Annotated in this window: 23 protein-coding genes and 1 riboswitch; of the genes, 2 read left to right on the top strand and 21 right to left on the bottom strand. The window is 52.1% G+C overall.

Annotated elements, in window-relative coordinates; all coding sequences use genetic code 11:
• Positions 1-36: 36 nt before the first annotated feature.
• From FDW94_RS04710 to pduA, 21 genes are all read right to left on the bottom strand, one after another.
• Positions 37-903, bottom strand: a complete 867-nt coding sequence (locus tag FDW94_RS04710; RefSeq protein WP_137377224.1) for an L-threonine kinase — start codon at positions 901-903, stop codon at positions 37-39.
• Between the two features lie 92 nt (positions 904-995).
• Positions 996-2210 carry an acetate/propionate family kinase gene (locus FDW94_RS04715; protein ID WP_137377225.1) on the bottom strand — a complete coding sequence of 405 codons (1215 nt, stop codon included), beginning with the start codon at positions 2208-2210 and terminating at the stop codon, positions 996-998.
• Positions 2195-2647 (bottom strand): propanediol utilization protein PduV, encoded by a 453-nt coding sequence (pduV, locus tag FDW94_RS04720; RefSeq protein WP_008785152.1) that lies wholly within the window; start codon positions 2645-2647, stop codon positions 2195-2197. The genes FDW94_RS04715 and pduV overlap by 16 nt, the downstream gene beginning before the upstream one ends.
• Before the next feature lie 4 nt (positions 2648-2651).
• The gene (pduU, locus tag FDW94_RS04725) at positions 2652-3002 is read right to left on the bottom strand and encodes a propanediol utilization microcompartment protein PduU (RefSeq protein WP_008785151.1); all 351 of its coding nucleotides are present in this window, start codon (positions 3000-3002) and stop codon (positions 2652-2654) included.
• Entirely contained in the window at positions 3002-3556 is a 555-nt protein-coding gene (gene pduT / locus FDW94_RS04730; RefSeq protein ID WP_003030201.1) for a propanediol utilization microcompartment protein PduT, read from the bottom strand. Before pduT ends, pduU begins: the two co-directional genes overlap by 1 nt.
• A 2-nt stretch (positions 3557-3558) precedes the next feature.
• On the bottom strand, positions 3559-4914 hold the full coding sequence (gene pduS / locus FDW94_RS04735; RefSeq protein WP_111465401.1) for a cobalamin reductase PduS: 1356 nt from the start codon (positions 4912-4914) through the stop codon (positions 3559-3561).
• Positions 4911-6023 (bottom strand): 1-propanol dehydrogenase PduQ, encoded by a 1113-nt coding sequence (locus FDW94_RS04740; RefSeq protein ID WP_111465402.1) that lies wholly within the window; start codon positions 6021-6023, stop codon positions 4911-4913. Before FDW94_RS04740 ends, pduS begins: the two co-directional genes overlap by 4 nt.
• 10 nt (positions 6024-6033) lie before the next feature.
• Positions 6034-7419 carry a CoA-acylating propionaldehyde dehydrogenase PduP gene (gene pduP, locus FDW94_RS04745; RefSeq protein WP_137377226.1) on the bottom strand — a complete coding sequence of 462 codons (1386 nt, stop codon included), beginning with the start codon at positions 7417-7419 and terminating at the stop codon, positions 6034-6036.
• A complete protein-coding gene (gene pduO, locus FDW94_RS04750) occupies positions 7416-8423 on the bottom strand; it encodes a two-domain cob(I)yrinic acid a,c-diamide adenosyltransferase PduO (RefSeq protein ID WP_137377227.1) in 1008 nt (335 codons plus the stop codon). Before pduO ends, pduP begins: the two co-directional genes overlap by 4 nt.
• Positions 8424-8431: 8 nt before the next feature.
• On the bottom strand, positions 8432-8707 hold the full coding sequence (locus FDW94_RS04755; protein ID WP_003030211.1) for a EutN/CcmL family microcompartment protein: 276 nt from the start codon (positions 8705-8707) through the stop codon (positions 8432-8434).
• 3 nt (positions 8708-8710) lie between these two features.
• Positions 8711-9202 (bottom strand): microcompartment protein PduM, encoded by a 492-nt coding sequence (gene pduM, locus FDW94_RS04760; protein WP_137377228.1) that lies wholly within the window; start codon positions 9200-9202, stop codon positions 8711-8713.
• A complete protein-coding gene (locus tag FDW94_RS04765) occupies positions 9199-9831 on the bottom strand; it encodes a phosphate propanoyltransferase (protein ID WP_008785145.1) in 633 nt (210 codons plus the stop codon). The genes pduM and FDW94_RS04765 overlap by 4 nt, the downstream gene beginning before the upstream one ends.
• A complete protein-coding gene (locus FDW94_RS04770) occupies positions 9831-10295 on the bottom strand; it encodes a BMC domain-containing protein (RefSeq protein ID WP_048235096.1) in 465 nt (154 codons plus the stop codon). Before FDW94_RS04770 ends, FDW94_RS04765 begins: the two co-directional genes overlap by 1 nt.
• A 24-nt stretch (positions 10296-10319) precedes the next feature.
• Positions 10320-10595 carry a propanediol utilization microcompartment protein PduJ gene (gene pduJ / locus FDW94_RS04775; RefSeq protein ID WP_001057752.1) on the bottom strand — a complete coding sequence of 92 codons (276 nt, stop codon included), beginning with the start codon at positions 10593-10595 and terminating at the stop codon, positions 10320-10322.
• 19 nt (positions 10596-10614) lie between these two features.
• Entirely contained in the window at positions 10615-10965 is a 351-nt protein-coding gene (locus tag FDW94_RS04780; RefSeq protein WP_137377229.1) for a glycerol dehydratase reactivase beta/small subunit family protein, read from the bottom strand.
• Complete coding sequence (locus FDW94_RS04785; protein ID WP_137377230.1) at positions 10955-12787, bottom strand: diol dehydratase reactivase subunit alpha; 1833 nt, start codon at positions 12785-12787, stop codon at positions 10955-10957. Before FDW94_RS04785 ends, FDW94_RS04780 begins: the two co-directional genes overlap by 11 nt.
• Positions 12788-12802: 15 nt before the next feature.
• Positions 12803-13321: a propanediol dehydratase small subunit PduE gene (gene pduE / locus FDW94_RS04790; protein WP_003030243.1), complete on the bottom strand. Its 519-nt coding sequence runs from the start codon at positions 13319-13321 to the stop codon at positions 12803-12805.
• A gap of 14 nt (positions 13322-13335) precedes the next feature.
• Positions 13336-14010, bottom strand: a complete 675-nt coding sequence (pduD, locus tag FDW94_RS04795) for a propanediol dehydratase medium subunit PduD (RefSeq protein ID WP_003834131.1) — start codon at positions 14008-14010, stop codon at positions 13336-13338.
• A gap of 10 nt (positions 14011-14020) precedes the next feature.
• Positions 14021-15685, bottom strand: a complete 1665-nt coding sequence (gene pduC / locus FDW94_RS04800; protein WP_003030249.1) for a propanediol dehydratase large subunit PduC — start codon at positions 15683-15685, stop codon at positions 14021-14023.
• Positions 15686-15703: 18 nt separating this feature from the next.
• Positions 15704-16516 (bottom strand): propanediol utilization microcompartment protein PduB, encoded by an 813-nt coding sequence (gene pduB / locus FDW94_RS04805; protein ID WP_003834129.1) that lies wholly within the window; start codon positions 16514-16516, stop codon positions 15704-15706.
• Positions 16516-16797 (bottom strand): propanediol utilization microcompartment protein PduA, encoded by a 282-nt coding sequence (gene pduA / locus FDW94_RS04810; protein WP_003030255.1) that lies wholly within the window; start codon positions 16795-16797, stop codon positions 16516-16518. The genes pduB and pduA overlap by 1 nt, the downstream gene beginning before the upstream one ends.
• Before the next feature lie 525 nt (positions 16798-17322).
• On the opposite strand from pduA, the gene pduF reads away from it, so the two are divergent.
• Both pduF and pocR read left to right on the top strand, forming a co-directional pair.
• Positions 17323-18132 (top strand): propanediol diffusion facilitator PduF, encoded by an 810-nt coding sequence (pduF, locus tag FDW94_RS04815; protein WP_003030258.1) that lies wholly within the window; start codon positions 17323-17325, stop codon positions 18130-18132.
• 203 nt (positions 18133-18335) lie between these two features.
• On the top strand, positions 18336-19247 hold the full coding sequence (gene pocR, locus FDW94_RS04820; RefSeq protein WP_003834122.1) for a regulatory protein PocR: 912 nt from the start codon (positions 18336-18338) through the stop codon (positions 19245-19247).
• A gap of 332 nt (positions 19248-19579) precedes the next feature.
• A riboswitch (cobalamin riboswitch) is annotated at positions 19580-19755 on the top strand.
• Positions 19756-19788: the final 33 nt, after the last annotated feature.

A 19788-nucleotide genomic window follows, 5' to 3' on the forward strand; every position in this document is an offset into this window, starting at 1 on the left:
TTTATGCTTGTCCGGGTCGCTGCATAGCGGCGGCCCTTATTGCAGTTTGACCCCGCCAGTTACCATCCGCAACAAATGCTGTTCCGGCCAGTGTTCCGTCAATTTTTTCTGCGTCAGCATCCATTTAATGTAGTCCACATCATGACGCTTTCTGTCGAGCATCAGACCGACTACGCTGCCACTGTGCGCAACGTTGACACCGTATAAATCACATTCTTCTACCAGCGCTAAAAGTGAATCAAAATTTGGTTTAGGTAACAGCAACTGGCTGGCGATCGCGCTCAGCGTGGCGGCTTCACCCATCCGATAAGGATTTTGACTGATACAGGCTTCCTGTACCTTTTCCCATGCGCGTTTCAGCGCTGGAGCGCCCGCCAGTAACCCTGACTGGCGTGGAGTACGGTGATAATCAGCAGTAAGCAAGGTTTCCGGACTTTCAAGAACCAGCAGATCGAGTTGAGGCTGGGCTTCACAGGCAATTTGCGTGGAGGCGTCGTTGTGATCGAACAGCGTAAGCTGGCGGAAAACGGTGCTGTCGGTAGGTTCCAGCGAAACGCAAAGCTGCGCCAGAGTGGATTCGTCTAGCTGATGCCCCAGATACTGCGCCGTGGCGATTGCCGTGGCGGCGATATCCGCTGTGCTGCTGGCCATCCCTTTAGCGACAGGAATGGTTGACTGGACATCAATTCGAATATCCTGACTCATTTGTGCCGGGTATTGCCAGTGCAGCAATAACCTCTCAACCATCGCCCGCGAAAGTGGACGTTCATCTGTCAGCGGTGAACCTGAAGTGACCTCAACGGTGCTATACCATTCAACCGGGCAGGAGACCAATTTCTCACTGCCCAGAATCCAGCCCTGGATAAGTTCTCCGCACGATGCGGGACATTGCGCAACAGCCACGTCTTCACCTATGTGATCAGAAATCTTCGGCGCATAGTGTCATGGCGATCGCGCTATTACCATGATTTGCCGCAATTTGCGGTGCGGCAGTATTATGCAGGAATGCCCAATGTCACAGTTTCAGATATCGCTAAACGCATAACGTCTTGCGCAATCATCAGCTCTTCATTGGTATTAATCACCGCCACTTTGACCATCGCATTTTCCGTCTGAATGAAGGTGGCATTACGCTGATTTTTTTCCTCATCAACGGCCAGCCCCAGGAAATTCAGATTACGACAAATCGCAGCGCGCACCCGTGCGGAGTTTTCGCCAATACCACCGGTAAACACCAGGGCATCCAGACCGCCCATCTGCATAATATAGCTACCAATGGTGGCACGAATGCGCTCAGCAAAAAGCGTCAACGCCAGCGCCGCCTGGTGATTGCCCGTATCTGCGGCATGTTCAACGTCGCGGTAGTCAGGTGAGATGCCAGAAACACCGAGCAATCCGGACTCATTGTTGAGCAATTGGTTGAGCTGCTGCGGTGTTTTGCCTTCTCGCAGGGCAATCCACGGTAAAATGGACGGATCGATATCGCCACTTCGCGTGCCCATCATCACGCCAGACTGCGGCGTAAAGCCCATTGACGTATTCACCGATTGTCCGCCTTTGATGGCGCAGATGCTGCTGCCGTTGCCCAGATGACAACAAACAACGCGCAGGGCGCTGAGTGGTACACCCAGTTTTTCAGCAAGCTGTGAGCTAACGTATTTGTGGCTGGTACCATGAAAACCATAGCGACGAATACCCAACTCTGCATAGTAACGCCAGGGCAGGGGATAGATGAAAGAAGGCTCATCAAGCGTTTGATGAAAGGCGGTGTCGAACACCGCAACGGCTGGTGTTTTGGGCAATAGCTGGCGGAATACCGCGATCCCCAACGCATTTACCGGGTTATGCAGAGGGGCCAGTTCCGCGAGTCGCTCGATTTCTGCCAGCGTTTCATCAGTTACCAGCGCGGAGTCTTTAAAGGATTCTCCGCCGTGCGCGACGCGATGGCCCACGCCGTCGATCTCTTCCAGACTGTTGATAATGTGGTGGTTGAGCAGTTTTTCCAGGAGCAACGTTACGGCTTCACGGTGATCGGCTACGGGCAAAGTCTCCTGCCATTTCTGCGCTGGCGTTTTTAGGGTGACCTGCGCATCAGACAAACCGATACGTTCAATCAACCCCTGACAGATCATTTCACCCTGCGGCATCGCCAGTAGTTGAAATTTAAGCGAGGAACTACCTGCATTAATGGCCATTATTTTGTGAGACATGAAGGTTCCTTTGCATTCAGAAAAATGAACATCTCATCGACCCCAGTATTCTCCAGCGCGCTGGTGACAAATACTTTTTGCGCACCAGCCTGAACTAACCAACTCTCCACAAGAGAAATACGCTGCGGATTGGCTAAATCGGCTTTGGTAACGAGGCCAATAACGGGTCGGTTCATTGGTCCGGTAAAACCGGGAGAAAATGGTGACCACGGCGCGTCAGCATTGAGTACCAGCGCAATAATGTCTGCTTCACAGGCGCTGGCCAGCAGCGCACTGTACAGGCAGCGGTTCTCAAGATATTCACCCGGTGTGTCTATTGTCGTAGGAGACCAGACTATGGCCTGGGTCTTCTGATAGTGAAGCGCTTCTCCCCGCATGCACTGCGTGAGCGACGTTTTACCGCACTGGCTGGGGCCAATTAGCATGATACGTTTCATGAGATTACGTCCGGGTGATGGGACACGCGGTAAAACGCATCATTTCGCCCAGCGTTCGGGTTACCTGTTTCAGCGCGTACTCAACGGCGGAAACATCACCCGTCAGTACCACCGCACCGGTAAACCGGTCGAGAAAACCAATCTCTACCGCCCCTGATTTCGTGGCGATATCACAGGCGATGATTGAGGCTTCGCTGGGGGTAATGGTCAGAATACCGATTGCGGAAACCGCATCTGGTAATCCCAGCTTCTTGAACAAATCTTTACCTGGATTAGCAATAAGATGCGCCAGCGTGACCTGTTTGCCAGGTACATATTCCTGAATCATTCGATCCGTGGTGGGTTGTCTTTCCATTATCCCTCCACCATTTGTCGCCACATGCTTTCATGCGGGCGGGGTATTACAGAGCGGTAAACCAGCAGGCCTTTTTCACCCGCGCTTTCACTGGCAACCGTCACTGCGTTATTCACATCGGATACATCGCCAGCAACGACCATGTAGCACTTGCCGCCAATACCAAATGCCATATGGACACGTACCAGCGTGACGTTGGAGGCTTTAACCGCCCGGTCGGCGGCGCAGATGCAGGCAGCAACGCTCCATGTTTCGACAATACCAACTGCCTGACGCTTATCCACGCTGTTTAGTCCGCTGATTGCGGGGAGTACGCTGGCATGAATGTTGGGGAGTACCAGACTGTCAACGAGCATATCGCCAGCAAGAGATGTTCCAGTGGCAATCGCCTGTTGTACGGCACCTACGTCACCACCGAGCATGAGTAGAAATTTTCCCGGGCAGATGGTCTTGCTGACCAGTAAATTCACATTCGCGCTTTTTAACATGGCATCACCAGCTTCCATCCCTTTGGCAATGCTGGTGAGTTCTAAAATCCCTATAGCCTGAGACATGATTAACCTCTAATTACCGTGATAGATTGCTCAGTGATTTCGCTGACAATACCGTCAATACTGGCGTGAACAGGCGCGCCTAATGCACCGGACGGCACATCGGCAACGCATTGACCGCGAACAACGCGTTCCCCTTGTTCTACACATGGGATGGCGCTGGCACCAATATGCTGGCGTAACAACAGCGTCGTTTTATCTGTGGAATAATCAGTCTCAGCCAGTGGCGCATCGTGATACCAGTCGCTAAGACCCAGTTTGGTAATAAGGCGCTTAACCGGGATCAACCGGTATTTCGCCATTTCATCCTCAGGATTTAGGGGCCCTTCATAACGATGGTTGAGCGCCCGCAGCTCGCGTTTCAGCATACGGTTGATGCGCATCGGTGAAATCCCAACCGGGCAGGCTACGCTTTCACACACGTTACATTCTGAACAGGTCAGGGCCGTGAGCAGCAACTGCGGTGTGGCCGCCTGCTGATAATTAACCGCACGAACCAACAGGTGCGGGGATAATTCATGGCCGATCAAATGCCTTGGGCACAAATCCGTACACAAACGGCACTGCTCGCAAACGGTTTTTGCTACAGAAAGCACGGTGCGTTCATCCTGCATCCGCCGCTGAATCAACGCATGAGACTTAGGCAAAACCAGCAGGCCCCCGGTGGTCTTGCTTACGGGGGTATCCAGTGAAGTAATCAGGCCGCCCATCATCGGACCACCGTTAATAAAGCCGGGATCGTCAACGGTTGCGCCACCGGCCAGCGCCAGAACGTCACGTAAAGGCATTCCGATAGGGACAGTGAGTGTGATGGGACTGGCGACTGCACCGTTAACGGTCAGGGTGCGACGCGTAACGGGGTACTGCTGCTCAACTGCTCTGGCGATGTTGAGCACGGTCTGGACGTTATTGACCACTACACCGACGCTGACTGGCAGCGCGGCAGGCGGAACTCTCCGACCTGTTGCCATCCAGATGGTCAGAACCTCGTCACCAGCCGGGTAGACATCAGGCAAAATATGTAAGCGGATCCCGGCAGGCAGAAGGGGCGTTAATGCATTGATAGCCTTCTGGTATTTCTCTTTGAGCGCAATAATCCCGGCACTGGCTCCGGTCGCCGTCATGGCATATTGAACGCCGCGGATAAGTCGCTCAGCCTGGACGGCCATCAACTGCTGGTCAACTTTCAGCATTGGCTCACATTCAGCCGCATTGACCAGAAAGGTATCGACCTGCGCCTGTAATTTTACGTGAGCAGGAAAGCCTGCGCCTCCGGCGCCGACAACACCCGCTGCGCGAACGCGTTCGCGAATGGTCTGTGCATCATAAAGCGTGGACTCTGCCGTCATGGCTGTCTTCATAATAATTCCTCAAGCAGTTCCTGCATGGCACTGGCATCGGCAACACGAGGATTGGTTTGCAGCGTGACGTCAGCCAGCGCGGCCTGAACCATCGACGGGATACGTTGTGACCAGGCTTGCTTTCCGTCTTTAAGCGCGTCAACAAAAGAAGGCAACGCACACTGTTTTTTCAGTAGCTCAATATGATGAATGAGCGCATTCAATGCTGCTGTATCGTTCGCGTTATCCGGGCATAGGTGGCAGGCTTTAGCAAAACGGGCATAGCGCTTCGCAGCTCGCGGATCGCGGGCATTAAAATGAATGACATGGGTCAGCAGCAGCGCATTGGCAAGTCCATGCGGCAGATGAAACTGACCACCCAACTGATGGGCAATCGCATGATTGATCCCCAGTCCAGCCTGACTAAATGCCATTCCCGCGAGCGTTGATGCATTGTGCATTTTCCCCCTGGTTGCCAGACAGTCGCCTTTGCTGACGGCGACAGGCAGGTACTGGAAGACGATTTGAGCCGCTTTTTCAGCCAGTGCGTCTGTGAAGTCGCTGGCCTTCGTGGACACGTAAGCCTCCAGCGCATGCGTTAACACGTCCATGCCGGTATTCGCGGTGATGGCAGGTGGTACGCTGACAACCAACGTTGGATCAAGGATGGCCATGTCCGGGTAAAGCGCATTATTGAATAATGGATATTTAATGCCTTTATCCGGATCGCTAATCACGCAGGCACTGGTTACCTCGGAGCCTGTGCCGCTGGTGGTGGGAATTGCAACACAGGTTTCAATTTCAATACCGAACTGTCGGCTGAACCAGACGATGGCTTTTGCGGCGTCCAGTGCTGAGCCGCCACCAAAACCCATCACGACGTCCGGTCGCAGGGACTGCATTTGTGCAATCCCTTGTACTACCGTACCGATGGTGGGATCGGGGGTGATATCGCTGAAAATGCTGATGCGGTTATCCGCTGGCAGAGCGTTGCGCAGCTTTTCAATCAGGGGAGAACGCGCGAGAAAACCATCGCAAATAATCCAGATATGCTTATTCGTGAAACGCTTGAGCACATCCAGACTTCCCTGGCCGCTGTACAATCGAGTTTGCAGTGAAAAGCTATTCATAACGGCCCCATTAGCGAATAGAAAAACCGTTTGTCAGCACGCAACGACGAGAGCGTGCGAAAGTGCGCGCAGATGTTGTTCCTTCACCGGTTGGCGTCGCAATAGTGAAGGTTGTAAAACCTTCGCCACCAACGCCGATCCCGGCGTAAGAGGGGCCATTTTTCACAAAGATGGAGGTCTGAAGCGTGCGCGCGGCAAGGTTCAAACGTGACACATTTTGCGAATGCATAATGGCGGTGTGATGCAATCCCTCTTCAACTTTCAGGGCCAACGTTAATGCACTGTCAAAATCGCTCACCGTTACGACGGGGAGCATTGGCATCAATTGCTCGCTGGTAACCCACGGGTCGTCAGCCTTGACGATGCCTGTCAGTAATCGAGGTACTTTTGCCGGAACAGGTATTCCTGCTGCTTCCAGTAAGGTTGCCGGGCTTTTACCCACCAGTTTTTTATTGGCTATGCCTTCTGGTAGACAGACAGCGCGCAGTTTGTCTACCTCTTCGCTATTGAGAAGCATCGCACCAAAAGACTGCATCTGTTGAACCAGTCGTTCGGCAACGGCATCAACAACAATCAGGCTCTTCTCAGCGATGCAGGGGAGGTTGTAATCAAAGGATGCGCCATTGATGATATCCTCTGCCGCCTTAACCAGGTCGGCCGTTTCATCAACAATGCAGGGTGGATTTCCTGCGCCTGCGCCGATGACTTTTTTCCCGCTTTTCATGCCCATAGCAACAATGCCTGGGCCACCGGTAATCGCCAGAACTGCGATTTTAGGGTGCGCCATCATCTGCTGGGTAGCCTCAAAAGTGGGTTCTGTGACCGTGACGACAAGATTACGAATTCCGCAGCAACGGAAAGCAATATCTTCGATCATGGCAATCAGCTTGAGTGAAACCTTTTTAGCACCCGGATGCGGACTGAAGTAAACGCTATTCCCTGCCGCCAGCATGCTGATGCTGTTGTTAATAATGGTCTCTGTCGGGTTTGTACTGGGGGCGACAGAACCAATCACGCCAAACGGTGAATACTCGAATAACACCATGCCGCCGTCACCGGTTAACGCCGTGGTGGTGAGATCTTCGATACCCGGAGTGTTGTCCAGCGCGGCTTTATTTTTAAGGAACTTAGCCTCTTTGTTACCCATCCCCGTTTCGGCAGCGCTCTCAGCAGCCAGTGAAGCAAGATGAGGCGTCAGTTCTTCGCGTAGGGCGTTTATGATGGCGCTGCGGGTTTTCAATGGACATTGCTGGTAACGCAGAAAAGCCTGATGCGCTGCATCGATAGCTTCGCCAACGGACGGAAAAATACCGTTACCCTGAACTTCTGCTTTTGCCGGGGCGAGTTGCTCACTCAAAATGTTACGAATAAGGGTTTCAAGTTCTGAAGTATTCATTGATGTGTTCTCACGTTAATCGCCGCAATGGCCGTTTCTGCAATGTCCATATCCTGTTCAACGCTTCCTCCGCTGATGCCAAGACCCCCGAGGAGTAAACCCTCACGCCATAATGCGTACCCGCCACCGAAGGTGACGACTTTTCCCTGCATATGGCTTTCCAGACCGTAAAGTGCAGCGCCGGGTTGCACTGCCGATGTCAGCTCATGCGTGGCGGTTTTCATCGCCACGGCAGTCCAGGCCTTTTTGGGTGCCAGTTCGCTACTCACGAGTAAAGCGTCAGGCATGCGCCAGGCCACCATTTGGGTCCCGTTCGCATCAACAATGCTTATGACGACCGGAACCTGAAGTTCTTCTGCTCTCGTCACCGCAGCGCGAGTGAGTTGGTGGAGCTCCTGAAAAGACAGAGACATAGTCGGCTCCTTTATGGCAGGTGCTTGAACGGCAGCGAGATAGCGCTCAGCCACTTTCTGAATGATGTCGTTTTGATGAGCGTCATGATCTTCTGCTCGTGCAAGCGCATATAAGCAGTCGGACAGGCGATTGATATAACGCATCAGCACGTGTCTGACGGATATCTCGGTGGAGAGTTCGACTAGTCGTCTCTCTGCACGGCGTGCCAGCGTACGGGCAAAGTGCAGTCGGCTGGCGGCTTCGCTGCGGCCAGGTAGAATAAAGCTGCGCAGGGGCGGTACTCTTCCCATTGCGGTATCGATGGCCGCTTCCAGTGCCGCAATTTCTTCTGAGCTGATGTAGCGCTGCTCTGGCGTTGGTTCTTCGCTTTCGCTTGCCAGTTCGGCGCTGAACCAAAAAAGCTGCAGCTGGATATTTTCAAGTAACTGCCGGTGCTGCGGGGTTTTCGCTGCACAAACGCACAGACTTAGCGCCGCATTCAGTTCGTCCAGCGTACCGTAGGCTTCCACGCGTGGATGCGTTTTGCTCACGCGCAGTCCGGTAAAGAGGGCTGTTGTTCCGGCATCACCAGTGCGGGTATAAATCGCCATAGTTCCTCCTAACGAGAAAGCGTGTCGACAATGCCGACGATAGCCAGATCGATGGCCTCATTAGGGCCAGAAAAAACGTGTCTGGCGCTGGATCCGCTGCTGAGTAATACCAGTTCGCCGGTCCCTGCGCCGACAGAATCAACAGCGACTTCATCTCCACTCACAGGGGATGCAGGAAGCTCTCCGTCAGCACTTACCCGACGTACCAGCAACAGTTTTTTTCCCACCAGTGATGGGGATTTTTGCGTGGAAACCACAACGCCTGTAACCCGGGCCAGATGCATAGCTCACTCCTGCTTAATTAGTTGGACATTTCGCAGACTGACTGCTTCCTGAGCCAGAGCCGTCACAACACACCGACGGCGCAACACCAGTACGCCATCCCTTAATTGGGCGACGTCGGCATAGCTGAGAAGCTTCTCAGGATGCAAAAAGATGATTCGTCCCCGTTCGTCATTGAACTCCAGCGGCAGACGTGCGAGTTTTTTCACGGGGATTGCGGGTAACAATCGGTGTTGTAGTGAAATTTTCACGCGGACTCCGCATGCCAGCGCGTCGTGAATCTTTCCCACCGACATGTTGGCTGGGCAGCCTTCGGCAATTTGTTCCAGTAATGGCAGATCCACTTGCTGGAGATGGAGCGACGAGTACTGGCAGCATACTGTCCGTGAATCGATTTCCGGTAACTGCGCGACGCTAAGAGTGAGCGTGCTTTCCGCGCGTTTTTTTAATCGGGAAACAACCTCCTCGATAATGCGTTGCAGCAGTTCGTTGTTCATCGTGAGGTCACCAGTGTGGCGAATGCCTGGGGATTATCAGCGCCTGCAGCATTGGCTTCGTCTGTATCAATATGCATTTCGAGGCGCATATCCGGCGAAACGCGTACGGCGACGTTATCGAAAATCAGTCGACGTTCATCGCCATTAATGGCGACCGAAACTTTATCGCCATGGGAAACCCGCAGAATCAGAGCATCGAGCGGAGACATATGGATATGCCGTTGGGCGACGATCACCCCGGATGCTAAGTCCAGTTCAGCAAATGGGCTGACGAGACGAACACCGGGTGTGCCCTGAATATTGCCCGACATCCGCAGCGGAGCAGCAATTCCCAACGTGCGGGCGTCGGTACGAGAAATTTCGACCTGGCTGGTACTGCGCAGCGGGCCGAGTAAACGCACATTTTTTAACTGACCTTTTGGCCCCACCAGCGTGACAGTCTGCTCTGCTGCATATTGTCCTGGCTGCAGCAGCCCTTTTTTCTCACTAATGGGGTGATTGGGAAACAAGCGACCGTAATCTTCAGCGCACAGATGAATATGACGATTAGAGATCCCCAGCGGAATCGGGCGCTCGCGCATTTCGTCCAGAACCTTAGCGACAGTGGTCTCCAGTTGCTGTTTATCCATTACGCTTCACCTCGTTTGCCAGAGTGAAGACAAAGCGTGCGCGGCTCGCCTTTTTGGCGAGGGCAGGCAGGATCAAGACACAAATTGCAGCTAATCAACTCTGCATCTTGCGGTGCTTCGGGTACATCATGGTCTACAAATATCTCTTCATGCGCTACGGCTGGTATGGGTTCGGGCGTTGGCTCAGGCTCCAGGACAACGCTATGCGACAGGATCCCATCCCCGGGTCTGGAAATGACTTTGTGAGCCACCAGTCCATCTCGCTGGTCAGCGAAACTGACACCGGTGGAAATGGCCGCCTGGACGGAGGCCACATCCCCGATTATCTTGATCACCGTCCAGCCTGAGCCGTTGGTTTTTTCGAGGCCCACCAGCGTGATGGAGGCGGCTTTCGCCATGACGTCCGCGCAACTGATGGCTAATGCCAGACCACTAACTTCAAGTAATCCCAGTGATTGCTTCACGCTGTGCTCCTTGGTTGCAACGACTTATGCGGATTTAGGTAAAATGGCTTCAACGTCGCTGTGCGGACGCGGGATAACGTGGCAGGATTTCACCTCACCAACGGCGCTTGCGGCTGCGCTTCCTGCATCTACGGCTGCTTTCACCGCGCCGACATCACCGCGAACCATAACGGTGATAAGGCCAGAGCCGATTTTTTCGTAACCAACCAACTGCACGTTTGCGGATTTCACCATGGCATCAGCGGCTTCAATAGCGCCGACAAGCCCTTTTGTTTCAACCAGTCCCAGTGCGTTATTCATACTGCTTTTCTCCTGTGGGTTATGAGTGGCATTCCCGGAACGGAATTCCTTTAACCAGCCGCGCAGCGTTGTTACCAATGCTGCGGCGATCGTGGCTATTTTGTTGATACGTCAGCGTAAAAAGTGGTGTTGATGTGGGTAAGTTTTTGTAGTGCACGACCAGTTTTTCGCGGCTACAGCCAATACCGACCAGCAATGGAGACTGGCAGGCGGCCAACCATGCGTTGTGGATAACGTCAGTTGAGCTACTCTCCTGAATCACAAAGGGGATCCCTTCTTCTTCAATACCCAGCAGTACGTCATTCCAGACGTCAGCACAGTCAGCACTGGTGAAGATAACGATGGCTGGGGTGGTGAGATTACTTTCCATGAGCGAATGCCTTATGCCAGGAGAGAATCAGTCCTGTCGCAACCGCATTGCGCGGACCTTCGGTACCACGAATGTTGCCGCGCCCGGCAACCAGTCGATAATGCGCCAGAGCATCGGTGACCAGCTGTGGAACTTCAAAATCCAGAGATGAGCCGCCAACCAGCACCACAAAGGGAATATCCCGAATGTTCCCGGTCGGACTGACCTGACGTAGCGCTCTGAGTGCGTTAGTAACGAAAACGCGCTCCTTGGCGCTTCGACGAATGGCCCGTACTTTCTCCAGCGCCAGTTCACCAGGCAGTGGCACCAGTTCATCGGGTTTCACTACGCACACGCGCGCAAAAACCGTTGGTGGGAGTGGCGTAGGGAAGAACTGAACGCTGCCGTCTTCGTGGCGAAGGTGGAACAAGCTCTCAACTTTCGCCAACGGATACTTTTTAATCTCTTCAGCGAGATAACGGTCATCCAGACCCAGTTCACGGGCAATGATCATCGTGACCATATCGCCTGCGCCTGCCAGATGCGTGGCAATAATTTCGTCCTTAGGATTGATGATAGAAGCGTCGGTTGAACCCGCGCCGAGATCCAGAATAGCCAGTGGTCGTGTTGTGCCCGGAGTTGTTAAGGCTCCCAGAATGGCAGCTTCGGCTTCGGCCCCGCCAACCTGGACATCAATGTTGAGCTTTTGCGTGATCTCATGGGCAATCATCGCCATTTGCAGGCGGTCTGATTTCACCATAGAGGCTATGCCGACAGCCTGTTCCAGCGAGAACTCACCGGCAAGTCCACCCGTCACACTGACGGGAACCGAGGTATCGACCGCCAGCAGATCCTGAATAAAAATTTCATGACTGGGTTTGTTGGTTAATTCAGCCATCGTCTGGCGCACATGCTCCAGCATGCCGCCAATATTGGTGCCAGCTTCTCCGGTCACGTTATCCAGTTTTGGGCATTCACCAACCGCTTTCATAATCGCTTCGGCGCCCGCGGCAACGTCGACCCGTACGGTACGACCCTGAGACTGTAGCTCCAGATTTCCGGCAGGAATCGCTCGCGCTTTCACATCACCTGACGGCGTTTTGACCACCACGGCTGAACGGTTGCCGATCAGCGCCCGTGCCATCGGAACAATGTTTTTAGTCTCATCGGCATTGAGGCCAAAGACAGTTGCAATGCCGTAGGGGTTAGAAAGGGTTTCAATGACCTTTCCTGGTACAGCGACCTCAATGGCAGCCAACATCCCCAACGGGATACGGTCGATATGAAGGACTTCATCGACGATGGGTAGGGGATGAGTCAGACGATTACTGACCAACACACCGTCGTCCTGCTGCAAAATAACGCCAGTCAACTGGTATCCGGCACGGACGGAGGCATTAATCATCGTAGCGACATCGGCGAAATCAAATGCCGATGACACCACCAGAATATAGGGCGTATCCGCCGGGAGACTGAGAAGGTCTTCCGGCGTAATAGTGACGCCCACGCCTAACCCGACGCCGCCCGGTGTTTTAGGGTTATGGCCGATCATGGTGGATTCAGTGATGATGGTTTCGGTTATTGTTTCCATCGCCACATCGCCAATGACCGGGGTGGCTTCGTTAATACGGATGAGCGAAATATCGCTGACATTGATACCGGCGTTTTTTGCCGCCAGCGTAAGGGCCTCCTGAATGCCAAACACATTACGTAATGTGCCCTTAATTCCGGTGGTTTCTGCCAGCGCGCTGCCGGTGATGCTCAGCACGCCAGACTCATCCTGAGTAGCCAGAGCGACTTCTGTTGATGAGTTGCCTATGTCAATGCCAGCTATATATCGCATGATCCTTTCCCTGAGTTAGTCGTCGCCTTTGAGTTTTTTACGCTCAACGTACAGCGCTGCCGCTTCACGAACGAAAGCTGCGCAGATTTTTGCCTGATAACGATTTTCGAGATCGTCGGCGATAGCCATCAGCTCATCTTTTGTTGAGCGGTACGGGCGCAGCGCGTTGTAGATCTCAAGAATGCGATCGTCAGGAACAGCGGTTAGCTCGGCTGCGCGCTCGAAGTTCATCGCCAGCCTGTCACGTCCGGCATCTTTGGCAATTTCCGCCTGCAGGCGCAGTGTTTCAGGGGTGATGCGCATGTCCTGCGCGGTCACTTTGTTGCTCAGAACATTTTCAAGCGTGAAGTCGTCCAGCGTTTTGTTGGTCGCAGTTTTTACCCACTCAGGATGTTTATTCGCGAGAGGGTAATCCGTGACTTTCGCGGTATGTGCTGATGAACTCGCCGCGGGCGGAGTCGCGGACTCGCCTTGCAGGCTGTTCATCCGGCTCAACACATCCCGAACCATCGATTCAATTGCGTCGGTATTCATGGAGGTATCCTTTATCAAAGCGCCACGCGCAGTTCCTGCGGGTTTTTGCCTGTCACAACGTATTTGGTCTCTTTAATGTGCAGAATGGCTGATTTGGCCTGGTACTTAGGACGGGCCATCTGGTCATTCAAAGTAGGGACCGGTTGCGGAGATTCACGCTTGGCATAACGCGCGGCGTTTTTACCGATCTGACGATAGGTTTCCAGCGTCAGAAGCGGTGCCTGAGGGAACAGCTCCAGGTTTGAAAGCGGCGGTAACCCCTGCTGGTGGATCACCGTGGTACCTTTTGACTGGATGCCGATAGAGATTCCGGAACCGCTCAGACGGTTCCCCTCAACGGCGACAAACGCCACATCGGAGGATTTAAAGCAGCGGATAACGCGCGCTTTAATGCCTTCTTCTTCAATACCGGCAATCACTTCGCGCAAGATATTCTTATGCGGGATCCCTACGATATTGACGGTTTGCGAGAGCCCGAACGCCGGCCCTACGGCAATAATCACTTCGTCCTGTTGCTGGCCTTGTTTGGCTTCACCAATCTCGGTCAGAAAGCTGTCTCCCTGTGTCGCCGCAGCCTGAGGTGCGCTTGCCGCTGTAGATGCGCGGAAAGAGACGGGTTTGTCGCTGGTCTGCATTTCAGACAACACATCTTCAATTATCTGGCGCAGCAGTTTTTCATTAATTTCCATTTTTCACCCCTTAGCCAAGCTCGTTGGGATCAAGTGCGCCAGGGATGTTTTTGATTTCTTCCCAGCGTTCGCCCTGCAGGCGATAACCTGTTGCCGGACCGGCGTAGTCGTTAACATCATTGACAGCGGATAGCACCTGTCCGTCGCCAACGATAATGGCGGAGGTATGCAGGTAATCCCCGGTTAACTTGGCTTTCTGGATGTTGAGCATGTCCTGAGCGACATCGGTAAATCCGCCCTGAGCTAGGGCTTTCACCACTTCCAGACCGTTACGGTTTTTATTGATGATCTCTTGTGCAAACTTGATGTCTTCAACGATGTTACGTTCCGGCATATCTTTCGAACCGTGGGCGTAGGTCGCAGCTTCCACTTCTTCATCAGTGATTGGTGGTAATCCCATCCCGGCAAAGACGGCCTGCAGCGCACGTGCCGCTTTGTTACGAATGGCGATAACGTCTTCTTCGCGAACCGGGCGCAGACCGCCGTCTACTTTCAGGTCGCGCTGAAGAACGTTGTAGTCGTCAAAATCTTCAGCATCCTCGTTCGAACCCGCAAACATGTTGTCGTAGTTCGGCACCGCGGAATAACCAGAAGAAATGAAGTCAGTACCCGGCAGGAACTGCATCAGCAGACGCGCAGTACGACGCATATCCGAGTGGGTAAAGGTTTGGTCGTTGCTGGAGGCGCATTCCAGATCCAGAGAGGAACAAATCAGGTTTTCAGCCAACACTGCACGAATGCCTGACGGCACGGCGGAAGGGACACCGATGCAGCTTACTGAACCGTTTTGCAGGCCCTGTACGCCCGCAGCTTTGGTGATGTAAATGCAGCGGGCTTCCAGATAAAGCATCGATTTGCCTTCGGCGTAACCCATCTGAACTTCTGAGCCAGAGCCGGAGGTAAAGCGCATTTTCAGACCACGGGAAGCATAGGACGAGGCGAGGAAGCCTTTCGACCATGGCGTGTCATCGCCGTCGGTAAAGACGGGTTCAGTACCATAGACGGAGATGGTTTCCGCGTAGCAGGTGTGGCCTAGCATGCCGAGTTTAAGTTCGGTAGCTTCTTCCAGCGAGCACTGGGTTAATACGCCTGGGCGTCCAACCTGTGAGCCGACTAACAGCGCAATGGCGTTAAATGGCGCATAACGCGCAACGGCAACGGTTGTTTCCTGTTCGTCAAACCCGCGCCATGCGCCTTCAGCGGCATCAGCGGCAATCTGCACCGGGTTATCTTTGACGTTTGTGACGTGCGCTTGTTGAGAGGGTGTACGACGAGCGCGCATTTTCTGCATCGCCATCATCATCTCAACGACGTTCATATGGGACACCACTTCGACAATTTTTGCCGGCGTCATTGCGGTGGTCAGCGGCACTATGTCTTTGCGCTTTACGTTAGGGTCGCAAAGCATATTGGCCAGTTTGACCGAGTCCATCGCCATGACCTCTTCAGCGCGCGCCAGGTTAATGCCATAGCGGGCAATGAAATGGTCGATTAAGTCAAATTCACTGGCGGATTTACCGTCCAGTTCAGTGACTGTACCGTTGACGATTTTAATCGACGGTTTGGGGTCGTTCGGGCTTTCCATCGCAATGAAGCCTTCTTCGATCCACTCCTTAACGAAACCATCCTGATTCACAGGGCGCTTCGCCAGTGCTTCAAATCTTTTCGATCTCATGAATCAGCCTCACTGATATCAGATGTAGGACGGACGATCGTTTTTCGGCTCTGAGCCGAGGGTCCCGAGTACGGTTTTACCGATTTCACGGGCGGAGATAACGGCCTGACGAACAGCGCCAGAGTCACCCGAAATAACCAGAATGGCTTCGTTACTGAAGCTGGTGCCATGGGCAGGGGAGCTGTAGGCCACAACTTCCACGTTGGCGGATTTCAGGGCCGTATCGGCCATCAGGACACCAACGGATGCTGGCGCGCCGACGATAACGCCACAGGCACGGCCAATCGGTGCGCCAAAGGCTTTTTCCAGCGCGTAGCTGGCGCGTGCGGTGTACTGCATTTCGATGTGACCGGCTTCGTTGGCATAAACATCGCCAAAGGTGCGATCCAGTTCTTTCAGTGCGACTTCAATGCCGCGTTTCACGTCGGAAACATCGTTGCCACCAAGAATAATCAGCGAGCCATGACCTGCGCCGCCTTTGGTATCACGTGGTAACTCAATACTGACGACTTCAGTATTGGTGGCTTTTACCGCTTCATCGGCGGCCATGATGTGCGGGCCTGCGCCAGTACGGGCGCCAAGGATGCCAATGGAGCGATACCGTTTTTCAAGTTTCATCGCGTCCAGTAGGGCGCTGTCTACGTTGGCGATTACCAGACCGACGGTGTCGCCAATCGCGGTACCGACAAACTCCGTTAAACTGCAGCTTTTCTCTGCCATAGCCGTTTCTCGTGTTGGAGGATTATTTTCAGGGATAGCCTGCTGTTCCGGCGTTGCCACGCGAGCAATCACCTGCGCCATGATCTGTTCAACCAGCTCATTGCTGCTCATTAGCTAATTCCCTTCGGTAAGATTTTTTCTACATCGGTATGCGGGCGTGGGATGACGTGTACGGCTTTCACTTCTCCCACATTACGGGCTGCGGCGGCACCTGCATCTGTTGCTGCTTTGACTGCGCCGACATCGCCACGGACAATGACTGTTACCAGTCCCGAACCAATTTTTTCGTAGCCGACCAGCATTACATTGGCTGACTTCACCATTGCATCTGCGGCCTCTATGGCTGCAGTTAAGCCTTTGGTTTCTACCATTCCTAACGCTTCTTGTTGCATAAAGACCTCGCCTGGGTTGTCCCGATTTTCATGACTATAAAAAGAAGCGAGGAAAAAGAATGGCTGAGTTGAAAGTAAGAGTGAAAAAATAGTGGGGTTATGGTGAGATAAAATTGCTATATGTCATAATAACAATTTGTTTTTGTTGGTTATTTTTAGTTTAAGTAATGTGACTATTTGGTTATGTTAATTCCATATTTACACTTTTCCGAGTGACATTTTAAATATCATTTGCTATGCGAGAAAAATGAAATTGTGATGATCGTTTGAAAATGGAATTCTGCTGTTCGCAATATTTTATTATTTTGAAAATGTACTTTTAATAGGGTAAATCCTCGTTTTACCGCCTGCCTTAATAAAGGTGATAGCAAGAATTTGCTATCACAACACGATTTTTAAGGGCATGTCGCTTGCAGATTGCCAACAATTTGCCGATACAGATTTTTATAGTAAGCCTTGAAGTAATCTTCCTGCCAGCAAGGAGTCCGCTGGTAAAGACACGAACTCTGCTTAGAAGGTGTCACAATGAACGATTCACTAAGAGCGCAATGTATTGCTGAGTTTTTGGGTACCGGACTATTTTTGTTTTTTGGTATTGGGTGCCTGAGCGCCCTGAAGGTCGCGGGTGCCAGTTTGGGATTGTGGGAGATCTGCATCATATGGGGTTTGGGGATCTCGCTTGCAGTTTACCTGACAGCCGGGATTTCTGGGGCCCATCTCAATCCCGCTATTACCATCGCACTTTGGTTGTTTGCCTGTTTTCCGGGTCGTAAGGTACTACCTTATTCTGTCGCTCAGATAGCGGGGGCCTTTGGTGGCGCTATGCTGGCCTATTTGTTGTACGGCAGCTTATTTATTGAGTATGAATCAGCCCATCAAATGGTACGCGGTAGTCTGGAAAGCCTGCAACTTGCCAGCATTTTTAGTACGTATCCTGCCGCCGCACTGAGTGTCTGGCAGGCCGCACTGGTCGAAGTGGTGATTACCTCCATTCTGATGGGGATGATTATGGCGCTAACGGACGACGGTAACGGTGTTCCCAAAGGCCCGTTAGCACCACTGCTGATTGGTATTCTGGTTGCTGTTATCGGCGCATCAACCGGTCCACTTACCGGCTTTGCGATGAACCCGGCACGTGATTTTGGTCCCAAATTGTTTGCCTGGATGGCCGGGTGGGGTGATGTTGCGATGACCGGGGGGCGCGATATCCCTTATTTCATCGTGCCGATTGTGGCACCCATCATCGGCGCCTGTGCGGGCGCAGCAATTTATCGTTATTTTATTGGCAAAAATTTACCGTGTAATTCGTGTAAGTTGGAGGAAAACGAGAGCTAGCTTCACGAAAGATGTTTATTATTGAAAGGTAAAAACTGTTTTCGTGATCCGGTTTCCTGAACGGCTTAAAAAGTCTCCCAACAATGGGAGACTTTTGTTATGTTCAATGCTGACTTTCATCAGAGCGCTGGATCGCGAGATGAAAATGAATGTGTGAATAATATGTTTTATTTATAACAATAAATTAACTGAGAGGTTTTATCATGATTTCTGCGAGTGCCCTGAACTCAGAACTCATTAATAAAATCGCACAGGATTTTGCACAGGCCACCAGTCTGGCTGTTGTGGTTGTCAATATTCACGGTGATGAAATTTCTGAGCTTTTTAATTTCACTCCTTTTTGCCAGTTGATGCGCCAGCATCCTCAGCATAGTACGCGTTGTCGTATGAGCGACCGCTGTGGAGGGTTGGAAGCCTCTAAATCCGATCAACCCTGCATTTATCGCTGCCATGCCGGGCTTACCGATTTCTCAATTCCGCTGGTCATCGCGGGACACCTGGTAGGGTTCGTGCTTTGTGGACAAGTACGCTTAAGTAACGATGTAGGCCTCGTTGATATTCTGAACGTCGATGACCGCTGGCAAGCCGATCCAGAGTTGGTAAACGAGTTCCGTAATGTACCTGAAATGGACTATTCTCGCGTCATTGCTTCAGCGGATTTACTCAAGCTCATCGTCGAAAATTGCCTTAAGAAACAACTTAATTTTGTTGTTATCAAAGATAACCCGCAGCAGTCAGAGCCGGTACGCGCTAACCGTAGTACTAACCCTCATGACAGTAAAATGAAAAAAGCCCTGCGCTATATTGATGCACATTTATCAGACGATCTACGTCTGGAAGATGTTGCCTCTCATGTTTTCCTTAGCCCGTACTATTTCAGCAAATTGTTCAAAAAATATCAGGGTATTGGTTTTAACGCATGGGTAAACCAGCAAAGAATGGCCAGTGCCAAAGAGCTGCTTTGTCACAGTGACTGGAGCATAGCCAGCATTGCGCGTAATTTAGGCTTTTCGCAAACAAGTTATTTTTGCAAAGTTTTCCGCCAGACCTATCAGGTTACGCCGCAGGCATTTCGCCAGCAAATAAATGTCATTTCACGCGGCGAATCCGCTTAAATAGCAATATTTTGCTATTGCCGATTTTTGATATCGGGCGCTATGTTAGTCATTATAAAATGAAATGTGACAACAGCAGTCAATAAATTGTCATAGCGCAACAAAATAATGGTATTAGAGGGATAAACTGCACCAGTTTTTATTTTTGTGATGAGATACAGTGTCTGTGTGAATGACTTTCTTTATTCTTAGCTGATACTTTCATTCAAAAAGTGAACGTGTGAATAAGTGGGTTAAGGCCAGAAAATTGGCTGAATGAACTCGGAAAGATATTAAATTGAATTATTGTCATGAGGTCGTGAATTTACCTCATAACAGAGAGCTTAATTAACTAGGCTCTTGAACTGACAGGTTTGCCACATTTGTGGTAGGGAAGGGGGTGAGAATCCCCCGCAGCCCCCGCTGCTGTGATGCTGACGACCCCGTATGGACCACTGATCGCAAGATTGGGAAGGACGGGTGAGGATGACGCTAAGCCAGAAGACCTGCCTGTCAGTGACTACCAACAACTTCGGTGGGAAGTGGGTGGTTCAGATGCATA

The sequence above is a fragment of the Citrobacter sp. wls757 genome (assembly GCF_005280935.1).
Taxonomy (GTDB): domain Bacteria; phylum Pseudomonadota; class Gammaproteobacteria; order Enterobacterales; family Enterobacteriaceae; genus Citrobacter; species Citrobacter portucalensis.